12 protein-coding genes are annotated in these 17480 nt (G+C 34.5%); 5 read left to right on the top strand and 7 right to left on the bottom strand.

All coding sequences use genetic code 11. From position 1 onward, the window contains the following. Positions 1-40 precede the first annotated feature (40 nt). From DMB68_RS00710 to DMB68_RS00740, 7 genes are all read right to left on the bottom strand, one after another. Positions 41-1330 (bottom strand): glycoside hydrolase 5 family protein, encoded by a 1290-nt coding sequence (locus tag DMB68_RS00710; RefSeq protein ID WP_110344772.1) that lies wholly within the window; start codon positions 1328-1330, stop codon positions 41-43. 136 nt (positions 1331-1466) lie between these two features. Continuing rightward, a complete protein-coding gene (locus DMB68_RS00715) occupies positions 1467-2720 on the bottom strand; it encodes a glycoside hydrolase family 26 protein (protein WP_110344773.1) in 1254 nt (417 codons plus the stop codon). Between the two features lie 10 nt (positions 2721-2730). Beyond that, on the bottom strand, positions 2731-3753 hold the full coding sequence (locus DMB68_RS00720; protein WP_110344774.1) for a carbohydrate binding domain-containing protein: 1023 nt from the start codon (positions 3751-3753) through the stop codon (positions 2731-2733). Between the two features lie 28 nt (positions 3754-3781). Beyond that, a complete protein-coding gene (locus DMB68_RS00725; protein ID WP_110344775.1) occupies positions 3782-4969 on the bottom strand; it encodes an AGE family epimerase/isomerase in 1188 nt (395 codons plus the stop codon). A gap of 7 nt (positions 4970-4976) precedes the next feature. After that, positions 4977-6167, bottom strand: coding sequence for a glycoside hydrolase family 130 protein (locus DMB68_RS00730; protein WP_110344776.1), 1191 nt, complete (start codon positions 6165-6167; stop codon positions 4977-4979). A gap of 25 nt (positions 6168-6192) precedes the next feature. Beyond that, on the bottom strand, positions 6193-7584 hold the full coding sequence (locus DMB68_RS00735; protein WP_110344777.1) for an MFS transporter: 1392 nt from the start codon (positions 7582-7584) through the stop codon (positions 6193-6195). A gap of 38 nt (positions 7585-7622) precedes the next feature. Beyond that, on the bottom strand, positions 7623-8759 hold the full coding sequence (locus DMB68_RS00740) for a glycoside hydrolase family 26 protein (RefSeq protein ID WP_110344778.1): 1137 nt from the start codon (positions 8757-8759) through the stop codon (positions 7623-7625). 302 nt (positions 8760-9061) lie between these two features. Here DMB68_RS00740 and DMB68_RS00745 point away from each other — a divergent pair, with 302 nt between their 5' ends. From DMB68_RS00745 to DMB68_RS00765, 5 genes are all read left to right on the top strand, one after another. Beyond that, the gene (locus DMB68_RS00745) at positions 9062-9940 is read left to right on the top strand and encodes an AraC family transcriptional regulator (protein ID WP_110344779.1); all 879 of its coding nucleotides are present in this window, start codon (positions 9062-9064) and stop codon (positions 9938-9940) included. Positions 9941-10246: 306 nt separating this feature from the next. Next, a complete protein-coding gene (locus DMB68_RS00750) occupies positions 10247-13411 on the top strand; it encodes a SusC/RagA family TonB-linked outer membrane protein (RefSeq protein WP_110344780.1) in 3165 nt (1054 codons plus the stop codon). Positions 13412-13421: 10 nt separating this feature from the next. Continuing rightward, entirely contained in the window at positions 13422-14987 is a 1566-nt protein-coding gene (locus DMB68_RS00755; RefSeq protein WP_110344781.1) for a RagB/SusD family nutrient uptake outer membrane protein, read from the top strand. A 20-nt stretch (positions 14988-15007) separates the two neighbouring features. After that, entirely contained in the window at positions 15008-16075 is a 1068-nt protein-coding gene (locus DMB68_RS00760) for a hypothetical protein (protein ID WP_110344782.1), read from the top strand. A gap of 72 nt (positions 16076-16147) precedes the next feature. Continuing rightward, positions 16148-17416 (top strand): fasciclin domain-containing protein, encoded by a 1269-nt coding sequence (locus tag DMB68_RS00765; protein ID WP_110344783.1) that lies wholly within the window; start codon positions 16148-16150, stop codon positions 17414-17416. Positions 17417-17480 lie beyond the last annotated feature (64 nt).

A 17480-nucleotide genomic window follows, 5' to 3' on the forward strand; every position in this document is an offset into this window, starting at 1 on the left:
AAATGAACTTACATAACTTATATGGTTTTAAGATAAGAATTTATTGTTTCTTCAGTTCTTTATTATATTTCTTTACAATTTCTAATGTTGATTTATCGCCATTAAAAACTGAGTTTAATCCCTGAGGTTCCTGTGGAGGATCTGTTGTTAAAGGTTCTCCCGGATTCCATTTTCCGGTTTCATTTATTGCTTTTCCTTCACCGCCAAATCCCCAGAAATTAGCTGCCTGTAACGGACCTTTACTGGCAACACTTTCGGCAACTCTTCCAAAAATATAGCTATAAAACTGATCACGGTAAACTGAAGATGTCCCTGCATTTAGATTTTCGTTTTCCCTTGGTAATCCAAATTCCTCTATAATAATCGGACGTTTCAAATTATTGGCAACTTTAATATGATCGTCAATGTATTTACCAGCATTTTCAATAGTAGCAGGAATCGTGGCTTCAGCATTATCAGCTTTAAACCAATTCCAGTTTTTTGGCCAAATATGCATCGTTAGGTAATCTATATTCGGGTTTAGATGTGTGCGCTCAAACATTTCCATGCTGTCATTGGAACTGTTTTTGCCTTCAGAACCTGTCGAAATTAAGTGGTTTTTGTCAAGACTATCCATCAAATCGACGATGTTATTTAGCCAAACTGTGAATTTTGCTTCGTTTTCCGGTGTAAAAGTTCGTGGCTCGTTTCCAACCTGCCACGACATTATGGTATTATCTTCGGTATATTTCTTTTTCGAATATTTATTAGTCCTTCCCATAATAAATTTCACATGATCTTCTAATGCTTTCATGCAGGGCTCACAACTGTGAAATTGCTCTGTATACGACATAAACTGAGGCCACGTATTCGGAGCGATATTCGGAACCGGAATCGTACCTTTGCCATTCCACTCCAGATATTGCGACATTCCGCCTGACCATTCCCAGTTATTAGTTAAGTACAAAACAGCATACATTTTGCGTTTTCTCATTTCATTCATCAGGAAATCCAGTCCGTCAAGTAAATCCTCATCATATTTTCCCTGCTCATACTGCAACGCCGGACGTACGGTGAAATCATATTTTCCGCCATCGGCACCCACTAAGATTCTTAAGTTGTCGATTCCGTTTTTCTGCATAAAATCCAGTTCCCGACGAAGTCTTTTTCGGTCGCCTACTTTTTTGGATGCGAGCAAACTTCCGTACCAATAATTCGTTCCAATGTAAGAGTAAGGTTTGTTTCCCTTATAAAATTGGGTTCCTTTTACCGTAATTCTTTCCTGCGTCTGACACGCCATTGTTGAAACTAATAATGCTAGTCCGAGTGTTTTAAAAAATCTGTTTTTCATGCTTGGTATTTTTTAGAAGCTAATCCTGCTATCCGCTGTATTCCCGATTAACCAAAACGACGGCTAAAAAAGCCTTGTTTTTCTAAATCGGGAGATGCCGCTTCTATCAGGGCTAGGGCTTTACGTTTTTAATAAGCTATTTGGGCATTACATACATCTTAGGTAATGAATTTAATAATGCCGATTTTGATTTTAGACTAAATGTTTTAAAGTCAGCATCATTTGAAACCGAACCATTCGGAACATAATAACCATTTTCATCATTATTCCAGAACATCACATAACTTACTTCGATACTGTTTGATGTTAAAGCACTATATAAGTAATTAGAAAACCAATCGTTTATTGGTGCGTTTGAACTTGTAACCTGATATCCTGTTTCTGTTAAAGCTGCGATTTTTACTTTGGCTACAGCCAAATCAGATATGATTTTTAATTTAGAATTCGCTGTATTGGCTCCCGTTGTACCCTGATTGTCAAAATCTCCATAATTATCCATTCCTAAAACATCAACATATTTATCGCCGGGATATCGGCTTAAATAATCGGTTGAAGTTGAGTAGGTTCTGTCAGGAGAAAAAGCATACAAAATATTGTGAACGCCTTTAGTATTTTTTAAATAATCTACGGTAAATTTATAAGCAGTTTTATATTCTTCCGGAGTACAGAAATCGGCTCCCCACCAAAACCAGCTTCCGTCAAATTCATGAAAAGGCCTGAAAATTATCGGAATCAATTCACCTTTTGTGCCTTTTAGTTTTGAAGAGAAAGCAGCGACCTGATCTAATTTTCCTTTAAACCATTCGTGTCTGCTGCCTCCAGGTAAAATGCTTCTGAAGAAAATGCTTTTATCGGCTTCAAACATTGAACTGCTGTTAAAAGTATATTCTTCATTATCTGTTAGGTAATTCTTGTTTTTTGGCCCTCTCAAATGCCATGATACGGTGTTGATTATTCCTTTTGCATAAGCTTTTTTTATTTGCGTAGCAATTTTAACTTCTTGCTGGTAAAACCAGTTGCTGCTTGTACCATCGTTTCGGATATCGGTGACAAAGGATAAATCTGATCCTATAATTGCAGGGTCGTTGTCTGTTGCTTTTTTTATGTCAGATTCACCAGCGGTATTTTTATAAAAAGAAAGGAAAGCATCTTGTTGTCCAATTGCAATTTTAGTTTTAGCCAGTCTTTTTAAATTATAAAATAAAGCAATAGTTTCTTTGGTAGCATTTGCATCAACCATGTAATTTGCTGCATTTTGTGTTGTTAAAGGATCATCTTGTGTAGGTGGATCAACTATCACTTCTTCATTTGATTCTTTATCAGAAGAACAACTTGCCAGCGCTAAAAAAGTAAAACTTAAAAAAGCTGTTTTTAGAAAGATATTTTTCATTTAGATTTTTTTATTTTGAAAGCTTAACTTCAATATTGTCAGCTAATAAGGTTCCGGTACAAACGCTCATAGCGATCATAATTCGGTATTTTTTTGCTCCTTCAGGGATTTGAAAAGACTTTTTAAAATGAGTCCAGTCAGTAGTCCCGGTTACAGTTCCGATAAGCTGGTCTTCTGAAGCTTTATTGTTTTCGTCTTTTTTAAATTCAATGATAAACATCCCGTTATTCCACGGATCTTTTCCTTGCTGAATGTCTTTAGCTTTTAGCCAGCCGGAAATTTCTATTGTTTTATCACCTTCATTAATATTGGATATCTGATCAATCGCTTTCCATTCGGCAGTTTTTGAAGTGATTTCTGCAGCTGCATTTCCTTCTTTTTTATCTGTAACAGAAATTATTCCTGAACCATTCCATGAATTTAGACTGTCTTCAAAATTTCCGTTAGAAAATTCTTTTGGAGCAGCAATTGTTTTCTGTCCTTCCGGGATTGTCGTTATTGGGTTTAGTTTAAAATACTCTTCTTCAGAAAGTGCTATTGCATTTACATCATCAAAAAAAACACTTCCGTTTGTTTGTGCCAATGCGAGCATAACTCTGATTTTTTTAGCATCAGTTGGGATTTTTATGGTCTTTTTATAATTTGTCCAGTTGGTGGTTTCTTTGGCGCGACCAATTGTTTCGGTAGCAATTTGTTTTCCGCCAGCATTTGTAAACTCTAAAATTACTGCTCCTGCCTTGTATTCTTCTTTTTGGTTTTCGACACCATCGGTTTTCATCCAAACACTGCATTCTATAGCAAAAGTGTTTTTCGGAATCGTAACAGTCTGATCTAAAGCTTTCCATTCTGCACCTACAAACTGATTAATGACAATGCTGTTTTTACCGACTTTTTTGTCATAAGGAGAAACAGTAGCGGCATCGCCATTCCAATTTTGAGTTTCTAATTCGAAACCACCATTTTTTATCAGATTGGTTTGTGCAAAGTTTGATATAGAAATTAAAAAAAAACTAAAGATAAAAAGTGGTTTCATAATCAGTATTGTTAGCGTTATTGATTTTTTACGGAATTCTACTAATAAGTTCTAAACAGGCTCTTCCGTTATGATAAGGACATTTCCAAAAACCTGCTTTGTCTTTTTGAATCAGGCTGTAATCTTTATAAATTCCCCAAAACCATTCTCCGTTTTGTTGGTCTAAAATGTGTTTTTTTATGAATTCCCAGTTTTTTAGAACAATGTCCAAATAGATTTCATTTCCGGATAATTGATAGGCGTTATAAAAACCAATTAAGGCTTCGGCCTGAACCCACCAGTGTTTTTCAGTAATTAATTCATTCTTTTCCGGATCAAATTCATACCATAAACCACCATCAGCATCTAAGCCTTCACGCGTAACTTCAGCTATTTGAATCGCATGTTTTTTGTAATTGGCAATTAAATTTTCATCTTCTGAAATTTCTGCACATTGCAATAACAGCCAGGCAGCTTCAATGTCATGCCCATAGGAGATAACATCCGGTTTTTCTATCCAGTTTTCATCAAAAAACAAATGCAAATGCCCCGTTTTAGTATTGATGAAATGTTTTTCTATGGTTTGCAATAATTCGATAATATCATTTTGTAACTTCGGATCTTTCCAGACCTTAAATAGATTTGCATACGCCTCAACGATATGCAAATGGGTATTCATCGTTTTCTTTTCATTGGCATCTTTGCTGCTTAAACGCAAATCTTCAATAGGCTGCCAGTCCTGAGTGAAAGCTTCTAAATATCCTTTGTTGACAGAATCATAGCTGTGCTTCTGTATTCTTAAGTATAAATTGATTGCTAGAGCTAAGGCTTTTTCGTCTTTTGAAATAACATAATATTCAGACAATCCATAAATAGCAAAGGCTAAAGCATAAATTTGATTTTTTGTGTCTTTTGGTGTTGTATCTGCATTGATGCTCCAAAATAAACCTCCGAATTCAGGATCATAAAAATATTCTGAAAGAAATTCGAAAGCTCTTTTTGCAATTTCTTTATGGGATTCTTCTTTTGTAACCTGATAACTGGCAGAAAATGACCATAATATCCGGGCATTTAAAACGGAGCCTTTGTCGGCATCTGAAATTGTTTCTTCATTAGAATTTATTTGACCAATAAAGCCACCATTTGGATTATCAATTGTGTTTTTTGACCAATACGCTAAAATAGCATTCAGTTCGTTAGATAATTCGATTTTAAGCTGCTGTAATTTTAATGACACGATAAACTTATATTGCGTTGTTTTTTTCGATCTGACTGATTATGGTTTCTACGGAACCAGCAGAAATAAAGGTGTCAGCGGGTGTGTTTGTAACATAGTCAACTAATTTTGCTACTGATGAAACCGCAACATGCATTCTTGTATCAGATGAAGCGTAATAGACATACACAGTACCGTCAGTATCTTCGATCCATCCGTTAGAAAACAATACATTCGAAACATCTCCAACTCTTTCAATCCCTTCCGGGCCCATAAAATGCCCTGCCGGAACGTGGGTTACTTTCGAAATATCATTTAAATCTGTCATGAACATGTATAAGGTGTAACGCAATCCGGCAGCGGTATTCCGAACTCCGTGTGCCAAATGCAGCCATCCTTTTTCAGTTTTAATAGGAGCAGGACCAAGACCATTTTTCAATTCGTAAATAGTGTGATAATGTTTCCCGAAAATAATTTTTTCTTCTTTTACAACTGGATTTTCCATATTATCAACATAACCTAAACCAATTCCGCCACCGGCTCCAACATCAATAAATCCATCTTGCGGGCGGGTGTATAAAGCATATTTTCCGTTTACAAATTCAGGATGTAAAACAACATTTCGCTGCTGACCGGTATTCGAAATTAAATCAGGAAGTCTTTCCCAATTTACTAAATCTTTTGAACGCACGATTCCGGCATTGGCTACAGCAGAGCTTGTATCGCCTTTTGGAGCTTTTGGATCTTTTCTTTCTGTACAAAAAATTCCGTAAACCCAGCCGTCTTCATGGTTAATCAGACGCATATCGTACACGTTGGTGTCCGGTTCTTCGGTTTGTGGAATTACGCATGGTTTTTCCCAAAACTTGAAATTATCGATCCCGTTTGGACTTTCCGCAATAGCGAAAAATGATTTTCTATCAATTCCCTCTACGCGGACTGCCAGTAAATATTTGCCATTCCATTTGATTGCACCGGCATTAAAGGCAGCATTCATTCCGATACGCTCCTGTAAAAATGGATTTGTTTTTTCGTTTAAATCAAAACGCCAGTTCAATGGTACATGTGCAGCAGTCACTACTGGATTTTTGTAACGCTGGTAAATACCGTTTCCTACTGTATTTTGAAGTTCGTTTTTTTGCTCTGTAAGCGTTTTATGTTCTTTTTCTAGTGCTACTTTTCTATCCTGAAATGTAGTTGAAGTCGCTATTGTTGTCATATTAATCGATTTCTAAATCTCTATTTTATTTTGTATGATCTCTTTTTTCGTTTAAATCCTGTTCTATTATTTGTAATTTTTCTTCAGACAAAGGATAGAATGCAATAAAAGCTACTGATATTGCCGCAGCAATTGCAGGAAGTATGCTTAACATCAATTGAATTCCGTTTTGAGTTGTGGCAGTCTGCTCGACATTTGCCTGAAAACCGTAATACCCCAAAAGCCATCCCGCTCCGGCTCCGCCAATTGTCCATCCGAATTTTTGTGACATGGATGAGGCTGAGAAAACCAATCCTGTAGCTCTGCGTCCCTGTTTCCATTCAGAGTAATCGGCGCTGTCAGCATACATGGACCAGATTAAAGGGAAGATACAGCCGGCACAGATACTAATTAATACCTGAAAACTCATAATTAGGAAAACATCTTCTTTTCCGAAGAAATAGAAAATTAAACTCAGGATTGCTGCCAGTGCCATTGCGCCAAAAAAGGTTTTCTTTTTTCCGAATTTATTAGCAAGTGGTGTTGCAGCGATAACTCCAATGATGTTTGCAGCTTGTCCTAATACTAAATAGATAGAAGTTGGTGTCATGTGAAAATCTGTTCCAAAAAGTGAAAAATCAAAATTTACACTGCTGCTTACATAATATTTAAAATAATAAACCGCTGCCCCGTCACGTATAGAATTGAATACTAATGCGCCAATTCCGGCTCCCAGTAAAATCCACCACGGTCTGTTCTTTACTAAATCTTTTAAATCTTCTTTTAGATTTGTTTGCTCCTCATCAATTGGTTTTATTCTTTCTTTTGTCCAGAAAAAACAAGCCCAGAAAAACGCTGTAGTTATAATTCCGAATATGGCAATTGTCGCCAGCCAGCCTGTTTTTGAATTAAGGTTTCCTCCAAAATAATTTACTAAAGGTTCAATTAGCCAAAGTGCCAGAAGACTTCCTCCAAAGGCAAAAACCATTCGGTAAGAAGATAAACTGTTTCTGTCTTTTCGATCAGAAGACATTACACCTAAAAGTGAAGCATACGGGACATTGATTAATGAATAAATCATCATCATTAATGAGTACGTTACATACGCATATATTATTTTCCCTTTTTCATCGAAATCAGGAGTGTAAAAAGTTAAAACGCCAATCACAGCAAAAGGAATAGCTACCCAAAGCAAGTAGGGTCTGAATTTTCCCCATTTGCTTTTGGTTCTGTCAGCAATAATTCCAACGATTGGATCAAAGCAGGAATCCCAGATTCGGGTAATTAAAAACATGGTTCCTACTACTGCAGGAGCAAGTCCGAAAACGTCGGTATAAAAAAACAGGAGATACATACTGAATATTTTCCAGAACATAGAAGAAGCTGCGTCTCCAAGTCCATAGCCTATTTTTTCTTTCAAACTGATTTTGTCGTGCATTTGGTTTCTTTATTAAAGGTTGTAGTTAGGTTAGTTAGTTATTTTAATACTTTTTTAATGTCTTTTTCGAATAATGTTTTGTCAAGGTTATAAAAATCAACAAAATCTTTCTCACTTATTTGACCGGAATAAGGAACATAATAATGCATTTTGTGTTCTTTTTCCTGCCAGCCGTGATTTCTCCAAAGTAAGACATAAGATATTTTATAATCTCCGATTGCTTTTGAAAAAGTACCCGTCCACCATTTGGCATCCGGAACTGCTTCATATCCTGCTTCCGCCACAGCGGTTAATTTATGCTTTTCAATGCCAATTTTGTTTATGATTTTAAGCTGGCTCTGAACTTCGGTTATAAATTTTTCGCCACTTTTATCTTCGCCATTTTGATAGGAATCAAAACTCAAAATATCCACATAGTTATCACCTGGATAATTCGCTAAATAATCTTCTTTCGAACTGAAACTACTGGTATTATAGACATAAATTAAATTATGAACTCCTTTTTTTTGCAGGTATTCAAAGGTAAACTTCCAGGCAGCTTTAAATTCTTCAGACGTACAATTTCCTTTTCCCCACCAGAACCAGCCTCCGGTAAGTTCATGATAAGGTCTGAAAAGAATTGGAATGTGTTTTCCTTTTTTATCCTTTAATGATAAAAAGAAAGTAGCCGCTTTGTCAATCCAGGACGTGAATTTTTTATGATTTTCGCCATCAGGCAAAATAGTTTTTAATGAATTTGGAGTGTTGTCCCATGCATTTTTTCCGGTAGCAGGATTGTCAAAATGCCAGCTAATTGTTGAAATTCCGCCTCTTTCATGGGCTTCTTTAATATATTCCTTCATTTTATTAAAAGGAACTCCGTCGATATTGTTGCTGTCATCTTTTTCTAAACCGGCAATATCCCATCCGTAAACAGCAGGATAGTCACCAACAACCTCTTTTACATCGCTGCGATGATCTTCATATTTCCAGTTTACACCATATGCCAAATCATCCTGATGACCGAAAAGGCATCCTTTTTGGGCGAGCATATTCAGTTTTTTATAAAGAGAAACAGTTTCAGGTGTCGCTTTTTTATCTGAAATTGACAAATTAGTATTATTGATAAATCCCTGAGAAGAACAAGAAACTCCTGTAAATGCTGTTATTATTAGGATTATTATATTTTTTTTCATTTAGAATGCTTGCTTATTTTAATAAATAATAATTATTAACTGTTCGAATAATGCATTATAATTTCTTTGTTTTTTCGAATAGGAATTGAATACTTTATTTTCTTTAAAATTATTAAAACTATAAAAAAATATTAGGTTAAAAATGATTAATATTTATTATTGGTGTTCTTTTAAAGAAAACGGCAATTCTATTTTTCAAAGATAATCGGATGTTTATAGTAGAATTAATATTATTTTATCAATTATATATCATATTATTGCAATTGAATTTATTGTTTCATCTTTTGATAATTTATTATAAAATGAGTACTACTAAGAATTTTTACAGAGAAATCGCGCCTCTTTCAAGTGGGGACAGTTTTTTAGTTTTTGACAGGATTAAAGATAGTTTTGATTTTCCGGTACATTATCATCCGGAATTTGAAATTAATTTTATTCTAAACGGGAAAGGAGTTAAACGTGTTGTGGGAGATAATATTGAAGAAATTGACAGTGTTGAATTAGTTTTAATTGGTCCCAATTTATATCATGGTTGGGAATTGAATAAGTGTACAAGTAAAAAAATACATGAAATTACGATACAATTTCATAATGATTTATTTCATGAATCGTTGCTTTCAAGACGTATTATGAATCCGATACGGGATATGTTTAATCGTTCGATTCATGGTATTTTGTTCTCTAAAAAAGTAGCTGAAGAATTAACACCAAGATTGATAAAGCTCTCTAAATTAGATGGTATGGATTATTTTCTGGAAATTACGTCGTTATTGTATGATTTGGCTAATTCCAGAAATCAAAGATTGCTTTCTACTTATACGGTAGATTACGATACTTTTGATGATTATGATAAAATGAAGCTGGTGTATGAATATGTGCAAAAACATTTTGCAGATAAAATTACCTTAGAGGATGCAGCTAATATTGCAAGTATGTCAATAATTTCGTTTAATAGATTTATAAAAAAACGCACGGGAAAAACTTTTGTAAATTACATTAACGATATCCGAATTGGTTATGCTGCCCGTTGGTTAGTTGAAAAAGACATGAGTGTTTCTGAAGTAGCTTTTAAATCAGGGTTTAATAATATAGCAAATTTCAATCGTAGTTTTAAGGCTATTAAAAACTGTACGCCTAGTCAATATAGGGAGGATTTTTCTGGACTAAAGCGTATTTTATAATGATACTTTTTTTTCATAAGTAAATATTATTTTTAACGAAATCGTTTTAATTTTTGCTTATTTACTAATTAATGTTTACTTCTGATAGTGTTTTTGTGTTCTTTAATTGTGAAAAATTCAAAAAACACATGTTTTTATTTCACTATATGTTTTTTTAAATTGATTAAGTAAAAATATTATCATTAAATGATATAATACTATTAACATCACATTAACTTCTGTTATAGATTTGTTAAAAATAAATCAGTTAAAATCTTACTTCTTTTTTACTGCTTTATTAAACTTTAAACTAACCAAACATTTATTATGAAAAAACTAATGACTAATTTTATTCATTGGAATGCTAACCACAGAGCAATTCCATTGATTTTATTTTTGTTGCTGACATGTAATTTTATTACGGCTCAGGTTAAGGTGACAGGGATAATAACAGATGATAAGGGGCTTTCCATTCCCGGAGCTAATATTTCTGTTGTTGGTACAAAAAAAACAGTTTCAACAGATTTTGACGGTAAGTACTCTATTGATGTGCCTGCAAACAGCTCTATTTCAGTTTCTTTTATTGGATATGTTGCTCAGACAATTAATGTTAAAAACGGAGGGACAATTAATGTTGTACTAAAACTAAGTGCTGAAGATTTGCGTGAGGTTATGGTAAATGTTGGATATAGAAGCCAGAAAAGAAAAGATGTAACTGGTGCAATTTCTTCAGTTACGGCAAAGGATTTTGCTGATTCTCCTCAAGTGTCTATGGACCAGATGCTTCAAGGACGAGCTGCCGGGGTTCAGGTAACGAATAACTCAGGTCAGCCCGGAGCTAGTGCTTCTGTTAGAATCCGTGGAATAAGTTCGTTATCCGGAACAAATGAGCCTCTATATATTATTGATGGAATTCCTGTTTCCGGTGATGCAACTAATCAGGCTACAGGTGGAAATATAGTAAGCGGTTATTTGGGCGCTAATACCGGAAATGTTTCTACGAGCCCGCTATCTTTAATTAACCCTAATGATATAGAAACTTATGATATTTTAAAGGACGCTTCAGCGACTGCTATTTATGGTTCGAGAGCAGCAAATGGGGTTATAATCGTTACCACAAAAAGAGGGAAAAAAGGTACAGGAAAATTAGCTTATGATACTTTTTATTCTACACAAAAGGTTACAAGTTTGTTAGATACAATGAATTTGAGTCAATATGCTATACAGCAAAATGCCTTGGCAGAATATTATGGAGTTGGACCAAGAGATGAGTTTGCAGTTCCTTCTGTTTTAGGATCAGGAACTAATTGGCAGGACGAAATTTATAAAACGGCTATTATGGTAAATCACCAATTGTCATTTTCAGGTTCAAAAGATGGTACCAGTTACTACATATCAGGAGGTTATGCTGATCAACAGGGTATAGTTATTGGGTCTGCTTTTAAGAGATATACTTTTAAGACTAATGTGGATTCAAAAGTTAAAAATTGGCTTAGTGTTGGAGTTTCAATCGGGGCTGGTGTTACTAATGAAGATATTACTATTAATGGATCTAGCAATGGTATTATCAGTACAACAATTTTATCTACTCCGGATGTTGCTGTCAGAAATTTAGATGGCAGTTATGCAGGTCCGCCTAAAGAGGCGCTAAATGTATGGATTAATCCAGTCGCATCTGCTTTGATGAACACTAATAATTTGATTAAAAAGAACTTTTCCGGAAATTTTTATAGCATTTTTAAGTTAGCAAAAGGATTGGAATATCGTTTTGATTTAGGAGGTTCAACTGATATTTCGAATTTTGAAGGTTTTCAGCCTACATACGTTTGGGGAACTGCAGTTAGAGATATTAATCAGCTTCAGGAAAGAAGTAGCACTTGGTATGGTATTAATATAAAAAATGTTTTGACTTATAAGTTGTCGTTAGGGAAACATGGTTTTAATATCTTGGCAGGGCAGGAAGCTAATGATAGTCACTGGTTTGGAAACGCTCAATCTGTTTCAAAATTATTAAGTAATGATGTTCGCTCTATTAATTTAGGAGATCAGGATACTTTGGTTGCCAGTGAATATAAAGGAAGTTCTGGTTTGTATTCATTCTTTGGTACTTTTAATTATGACTTTAGTGATAGATATAGCTTACAGGCTACTATGAGAGCTGACGGAAGTTCAAATTTTGGGCCGGGAAAAAGATGGGGATATTTTCCGTCTATTTCGGGAGCATGGAAATTATCTAACGAGCCTTTCATGGAAGGAACAAAAGATTATATCGATAATATCAAATTTAGAATTGGGTATGGAGAAACAGGGAATCAAAATATTGGAGGAGGAGCTTATTTGAGTAATATTAATTCAATTAAGTCTGCGATGGGGAATTTTTTCACAGCGGCTAATATTGCCAATCCGGATTTAACATGGGAAACAGGTGAGCAGACAAATATTGGATTAGATTTTACACTTTTCCATTCTAAATTATCCGCCAGTTTTGATGTTTACAGAAAACAATCAGCAGGGTTCTTATTTACACTTCCATTACCTTATTATGTTACAGGCTTAGAATCTTATCAAGGAGGATTAGGGGCTCCAAGAGTAAATCTGGGAAGCTTGAGAAACGAAGGTTTCGAGATGTCTCTGGGGTATGATAATAAATTTGGAAAAGATTTTACCTGGACTTCTAAAGTTATTTTTTCATTAAACAGAAATGAATTATTGAGTTTGCAAGACAATTTTGATTTAACAAAAGATGTAATGCTTAATGATTACACAAATAAAGCAGTTACTAAAACAGTAGTTGGTCAGCCAATTGGTCAGTTTTATGGTTATGAAACGGTTGGAATTATTAGGACAAATGAGCAATTAGCAAATGCACCGATACCATTTACGGGAAATAAAGCGGTGAAAAGTCAATTAGGAGATGTGGAGTATGTTGATCAAAATAAAGATGGTCTGATTGATGAAAAAGATTTGACTTTTATAGGAAATCCACAACCTAAATTTACTTATGGATTTAATAACACATTTAAATATAAAAACATTGATCTTGGTGTAATGCTGCAGGGTTCTTATGGGAATAAAGTAATGAACCTGACCAGACGTGCCGGAACAAAGAATCAACGTTTGTATGAGAATCAATTAGCTGAGGCTGTTGATTTTTGGACACCAGAAAATACAGATGCAAAATATCCGAGACCTGATGGCTCTGACGGACACCCAAATATCGCTATTTCAGACCGATATGTAGAGGATGGGTCGTACTTAAGAATCCAACAAGTTACACTTGGTTACGGTTTGCCTTCTGATATTCTTTCTAAAGCAGGTTTAAGTAAATTAAGATTTTACCTTGGGATACAAAACCTATATACTTTTACAAAATATACAGGTTATGATCCTGAAGTTGGATCGTACAATCAGGATGCATTGTTATCGGGAATTGATTCAGGACGTTATCCAACAAATCGCAGCTTTACTTTAGGAATGAACATAGAATTTTAATACTACAATTATGAAAAAATATATAATCAATATAAAGACCCTAGTATTGTTTTTTACACTAGGTTTAGGTTTTGCTTCATGTAGCGATGAATTTTTAGATCGCCCTTCTGAAGATGGCTATGTTAGTGATCAGTTCTATAGTACTGATGAGCAGGTTCAAAGAACTACTTATGGAATGTATGGAAAAATGTGGGCGCCATTTTATACAAAATGTTTTTATGCATTGTCTGAATTATCATCAGGGAATTGTTTGGCATATGCAGATGGTCCGGAGTTAATTCAATTTAAACTAACTTCTGACAGTTTTATATTGTCAGACCCATGGAGATCTTGTTTTGGGGTTATTGCGCAATCTAATAATTTAATTAATACTCTTGAAAGTAGTGCAGGTCCAAATGTAAGTTCGGCTGTTATTAAAAACACCATTGCCGAAGCACATTTCTTCAGAGCCATTTCTTATTTTTATTTAGTGCGTTTATTTGGACCTGTGCCAATTATTGAGGATAATTTGGCATTGGCAAAAAATCCTATGGTAAATACAAACAGAGTTGAGGATGTTTATAAATTTATTGAAAACGATTTGAAATATGCAGCAGCAAATTTAAAATCAAAAGTTAGATCAAGAACTGCAGGCAATGAAAATATTTTTGTTACTCAGGGTTCTGCAGAATCGTTTCTGGCTAAAGTCTATTTATATCAAAAAAAATATCCTGATGCTAAACAAATGGCTGAAAAGGTAATTGCTTCAGGAGAATTTGATTTATTGCCAAACTTTGCTGATTTGTTTTTGACTAGTAAAAACAACAATCATGAGTCTATTTATTCCTGGCAATGGTCTGGTGCTATAGGAGAATATCAGGGAGGGAATTTTTCAAACGTACAGTATGGGTTGGATATACTTAACGATGGGGTTTCTTATGGAGCAACTTATGTGCCGTCAAATGATATTCAGGATGCTTTTGAAGTTGGAGATGTAAGAAGAAAAGAATCTTATTTGATTTATGGAGATGAATACCCTAATATTAAAGCTGATGGTGTAGTTGGATTTAAGGTAGATAAAGTTAAATATCCAAGTCTTTTAGATAATACTGGAGCCGCAGTAAAAAAGTATGTGGTAGGACAGGTAACAGGAGAAACCGGACCAGTAGATAACTGGGGAGGTATGAATAACTGTAATTATATTATGCGTTATGCGGATCTTTTATTAATTCACGCCGAAGCTGTTATGGCAGGAGCCAACGAAACCACAAATGCTGCTGCAAAAGAATCTTACAATAAAGTGAGAAGAAGAGCAGGTCTTGGAGAGTTGGGTCTTAATGTTCCTTTGACAAAGACTGCTTTGTTTCAGGAAAGACGTGTTGAATTCGCTTTTGAGGGTGAGTTTTGGTATGATTTAGGAAGATTGCCACGTGCAGAAGCTATTGAAATCGTATCTAAACAAGATAGAGGTTTTGATTCGCAGGGGGTTAAACATTATATTCCTGTTGAAACAGATTTTATTTTTCCTAAACCGGAAATTGATGTTAGAAAAAATCCAAAATTAAAAGAGGCTCCGGTTCCTTATGTTTTTAAATAAACTTTAAAGAAAAAACAATTATGAAAAATATAAAAAAAATAATGTTGTTGAAGTTTTCTTTTCTTGCTTCAATTTTTCTGCTCGCTTCTTGTTCTAATGATGATGGTGGCAGTGGTAGTGCTCCTGTAATTACAAGTATTAGTAGGTCAGTAGTTGATGATCCTTTAGTGGAAGGAGATAGAGAAGTAGATGTGCTGACAGATGAGGTAAATGCAGGAAACACCTATATTATTAGAGGTTCGGGTTTTTCAACTCTTAAGTCAATATCATTTAATGGTTTGGAGACCGTATTTAATTCAACTTTGGTGACAGAGAATGTTATTGTAATAAGTATTGATAAGGATACTCCTTATTATAATGAGATGGACGAATTAAAAATGGTAACCAAAGGAGGTACTTTGGTATATTCTGTAAAGGTAAGACCTCCTTCTCCTAGTATTACAGGATTTCCAATTAATCCTAATCCAGGGGATGTTATAACTATTAAAGGAGACTTTTTTCTACGCCCTGTAGTGAATTTTGGTACTACTCGTGTAGAACCAATTGAATCAACATTAACTGAAATAAAAGTACAAGTACCGAATGAGAATCTTCAATACAAAAGACTTTCTATAACCAATGTATCAGGAACTACAGTTGCGGGCCAGTCCTTTGGAAGTGCTATTTACGACGATGCTTTTACTTCGCTTTGTGGTGATCCTGCTTTTGGTTTGTGGGACAATACGAATCCTTTTAATGCTGCTTATGATAAAGATCCGAAGCAAGGTTCAAAATGTATTTCATGGGCGGCCAAGCAATGGAACGGATTAGAATTTAATATTGTGAGTGCTAATGTTGATATGTCTAAATATAAAGGGATAAGAGCTACTCTAAAGGGGCAGAATGCGGGTAAAATAGGTGTTTTTATAAATGGTAGTGATGCTGTTAAGCCATCTTATGAATTTTCGGGAGATTGGACCTATATTGAGATTCCCTTTAGTGCTCTTAATAATCCATCAGAATTAAATAAAATTGCTTTTCAGGAATTTGGAGGTAAGGCAGGAGGAAACACAATTTATATTGATGATTTGGGGCTAATATTAAAATAGTAAAGAATATCAAAAGAATCATTAATTACTGATTCTTTATATCTTTTAGATAATTATTAAAAAGAAAATTTTATGAAAATAATATATAAATTAAAACAGATAGCTTTGTGTGCTTTTTTGGCAGCAATGACTTCTTCCTGTGATAATGCTATTCAGGATGTTGGAGGAGCAAAACAAAATTACAATAATGTTTATGGATTGATAGAAGCCAATACTAATTTAAGTCTTTATGCAAAAGCTATAGAATTAGCAGATTTGAAATCGACATTAAATACAACAGATGATTATACCTATTTTATACCAAATGATGTAGCTATTAATGCTTATTTGGTTGCTAATGGATATGTTAACAATTTAGGGTATCCGGATATTAATTTGGTACCAATTCCTGATTTGAAACAGCTTGTTTTGAGTCATGTAGTCAAAGGAGCTAAAAAGAGGGTGGGTAAATTAACCGGTATTGAAGCGGATTATTTAGAAACTGGAGAATTGTCTACGATGGCTAATGTTGTTAATCCGGATTTGTATTTGTTAACAGTAAATGTAAGTATTGTTGACAATGTATATACTTTGAAAGTAAATGGTTCTGATAAAGCTGCGCCAGGTTTGGATTATTACGGGACAAATGGTTTTGTACATGTTTTAGATAATGTAATTGAGTTAACTCCTCCAGACCCGGTAATTAGCACTCTGTCACAAGTATTGGCTTCCGCTGGAGATGTTATTACAATTACGGGTCAAAATTTTGTAAAAGTTAAGAGTGTAAAGTTTGGTTCTACTGCTGCTGTATTTACGTCTGTATCTAAAACAGAAATAAAAGTAACCATTCCGGCTAATTTTGATTCGTATGCTCTTATTGTTGTAGAAACTGAATTCGGTGTGTCTGCTCCAAGTGGTATAGGTCTTAAATATTTACTTTACGAAGATTCATTGAAAGGATCTGGTTGGGGATGGGATGCTCAGCCTGAATTTCAAAGTACCGAAAATGTGAGCAGGGGAACATATTCAATCAAAAAGGAGGCACTTTCATGGAATGGACTTTATATGGGGTCTAATATAGTCTTAGATACTGCAGACTATCAATTCCTTAAAATGTCTATATTCCCTACTGAAACCACTAAGATTATGGTTACCATAAATAACGATAGAAATGACTCTAGTAAAGGTACGACAGTTACTTTGGAGCCAGGTAAATGGAATAATATTTCAATTCCTATCTCAAATTTGCATCCAAATCTTTTACCTGAAGGAAAATTTGATAATGTATTTATTCAGGAATTTTCAGGAGGTACAATTACGCCTGCTAGTGTTATTTATTTAGACGATATTGGGTTTCTATAAAATATGATTTGTTTAATTTTGAGTTAGTCTAAAATGTTCCCTGATTGAAAAATTAGGGAACATT

Source organism: Flavobacterium hydrophilum, from assembly GCF_003202405.1.
Lineage (GTDB): Bacteria > Bacteroidota > Bacteroidia > Flavobacteriales > Flavobacteriaceae > Flavobacterium > Flavobacterium hydrophilum.

Bases quoted from the DNA above. Each gene is read 5' to 3' on its own strand.
- DMB68_RS00720 (WP_110344774.1), bottom strand. From the start codon at position 3,753: ATGAAACCACTTTTTATCTTTAGTTTTTTTTTAATTTCTATATCAAAC.
- DMB68_RS00765 (WP_110344783.1), top strand. From the start codon at position 16,148: ATGAAAATAATATATAAATTAAAACAGATAGCTTTGTGTGCTTTTTTG.
- DMB68_RS00730 (WP_110344776.1), bottom strand. From the start codon at position 6,167: ATGACAACAATAGCGACTTCAACTACATTTCAGGATAGAAAAGTAGCA.
- DMB68_RS00715 (WP_110344773.1), bottom strand. From the start codon at position 2,720: ATGAAAAATATCTTTCTAAAAACAGCTTTTTTAAGTTTTACTTTTTTA.
- DMB68_RS00740 (WP_110344778.1), bottom strand. From the start codon at position 8,759: ATGAAAAAAAATATAATAATCCTAATAATAACAGCATTTACAGGAGTT.
- DMB68_RS00755 (WP_110344781.1), top strand. From the start codon at position 13,422: ATGAAAAAATATATAATCAATATAAAGACCCTAGTATTGTTTTTTACA.
- DMB68_RS00760 (WP_110344782.1), top strand. From the start codon at position 15,008: ATGAAAAATATAAAAAAAATAATGTTGTTGAAGTTTTCTTTTCTTGCT.
- DMB68_RS00735 (WP_110344777.1), bottom strand. From the start codon at position 7,584: ATGCACGACAAAATCAGTTTGAAAGAAAAAATAGGCTATGGACTTGGA.
- DMB68_RS00750 (WP_110344780.1), top strand. From the start codon at position 10,247: ATGAAAAAACTAATGACTAATTTTATTCATTGGAATGCTAACCACAGA.
- DMB68_RS00745 (WP_110344779.1), top strand. From the start codon at position 9,062: ATGAGTACTACTAAGAATTTTTACAGAGAAATCGCGCCTCTTTCAAGT.
- DMB68_RS00710 (WP_110344772.1), bottom strand. From the start codon at position 1,330: ATGAAAAACAGATTTTTTAAAACACTCGGACTAGCATTATTAGTTTCA.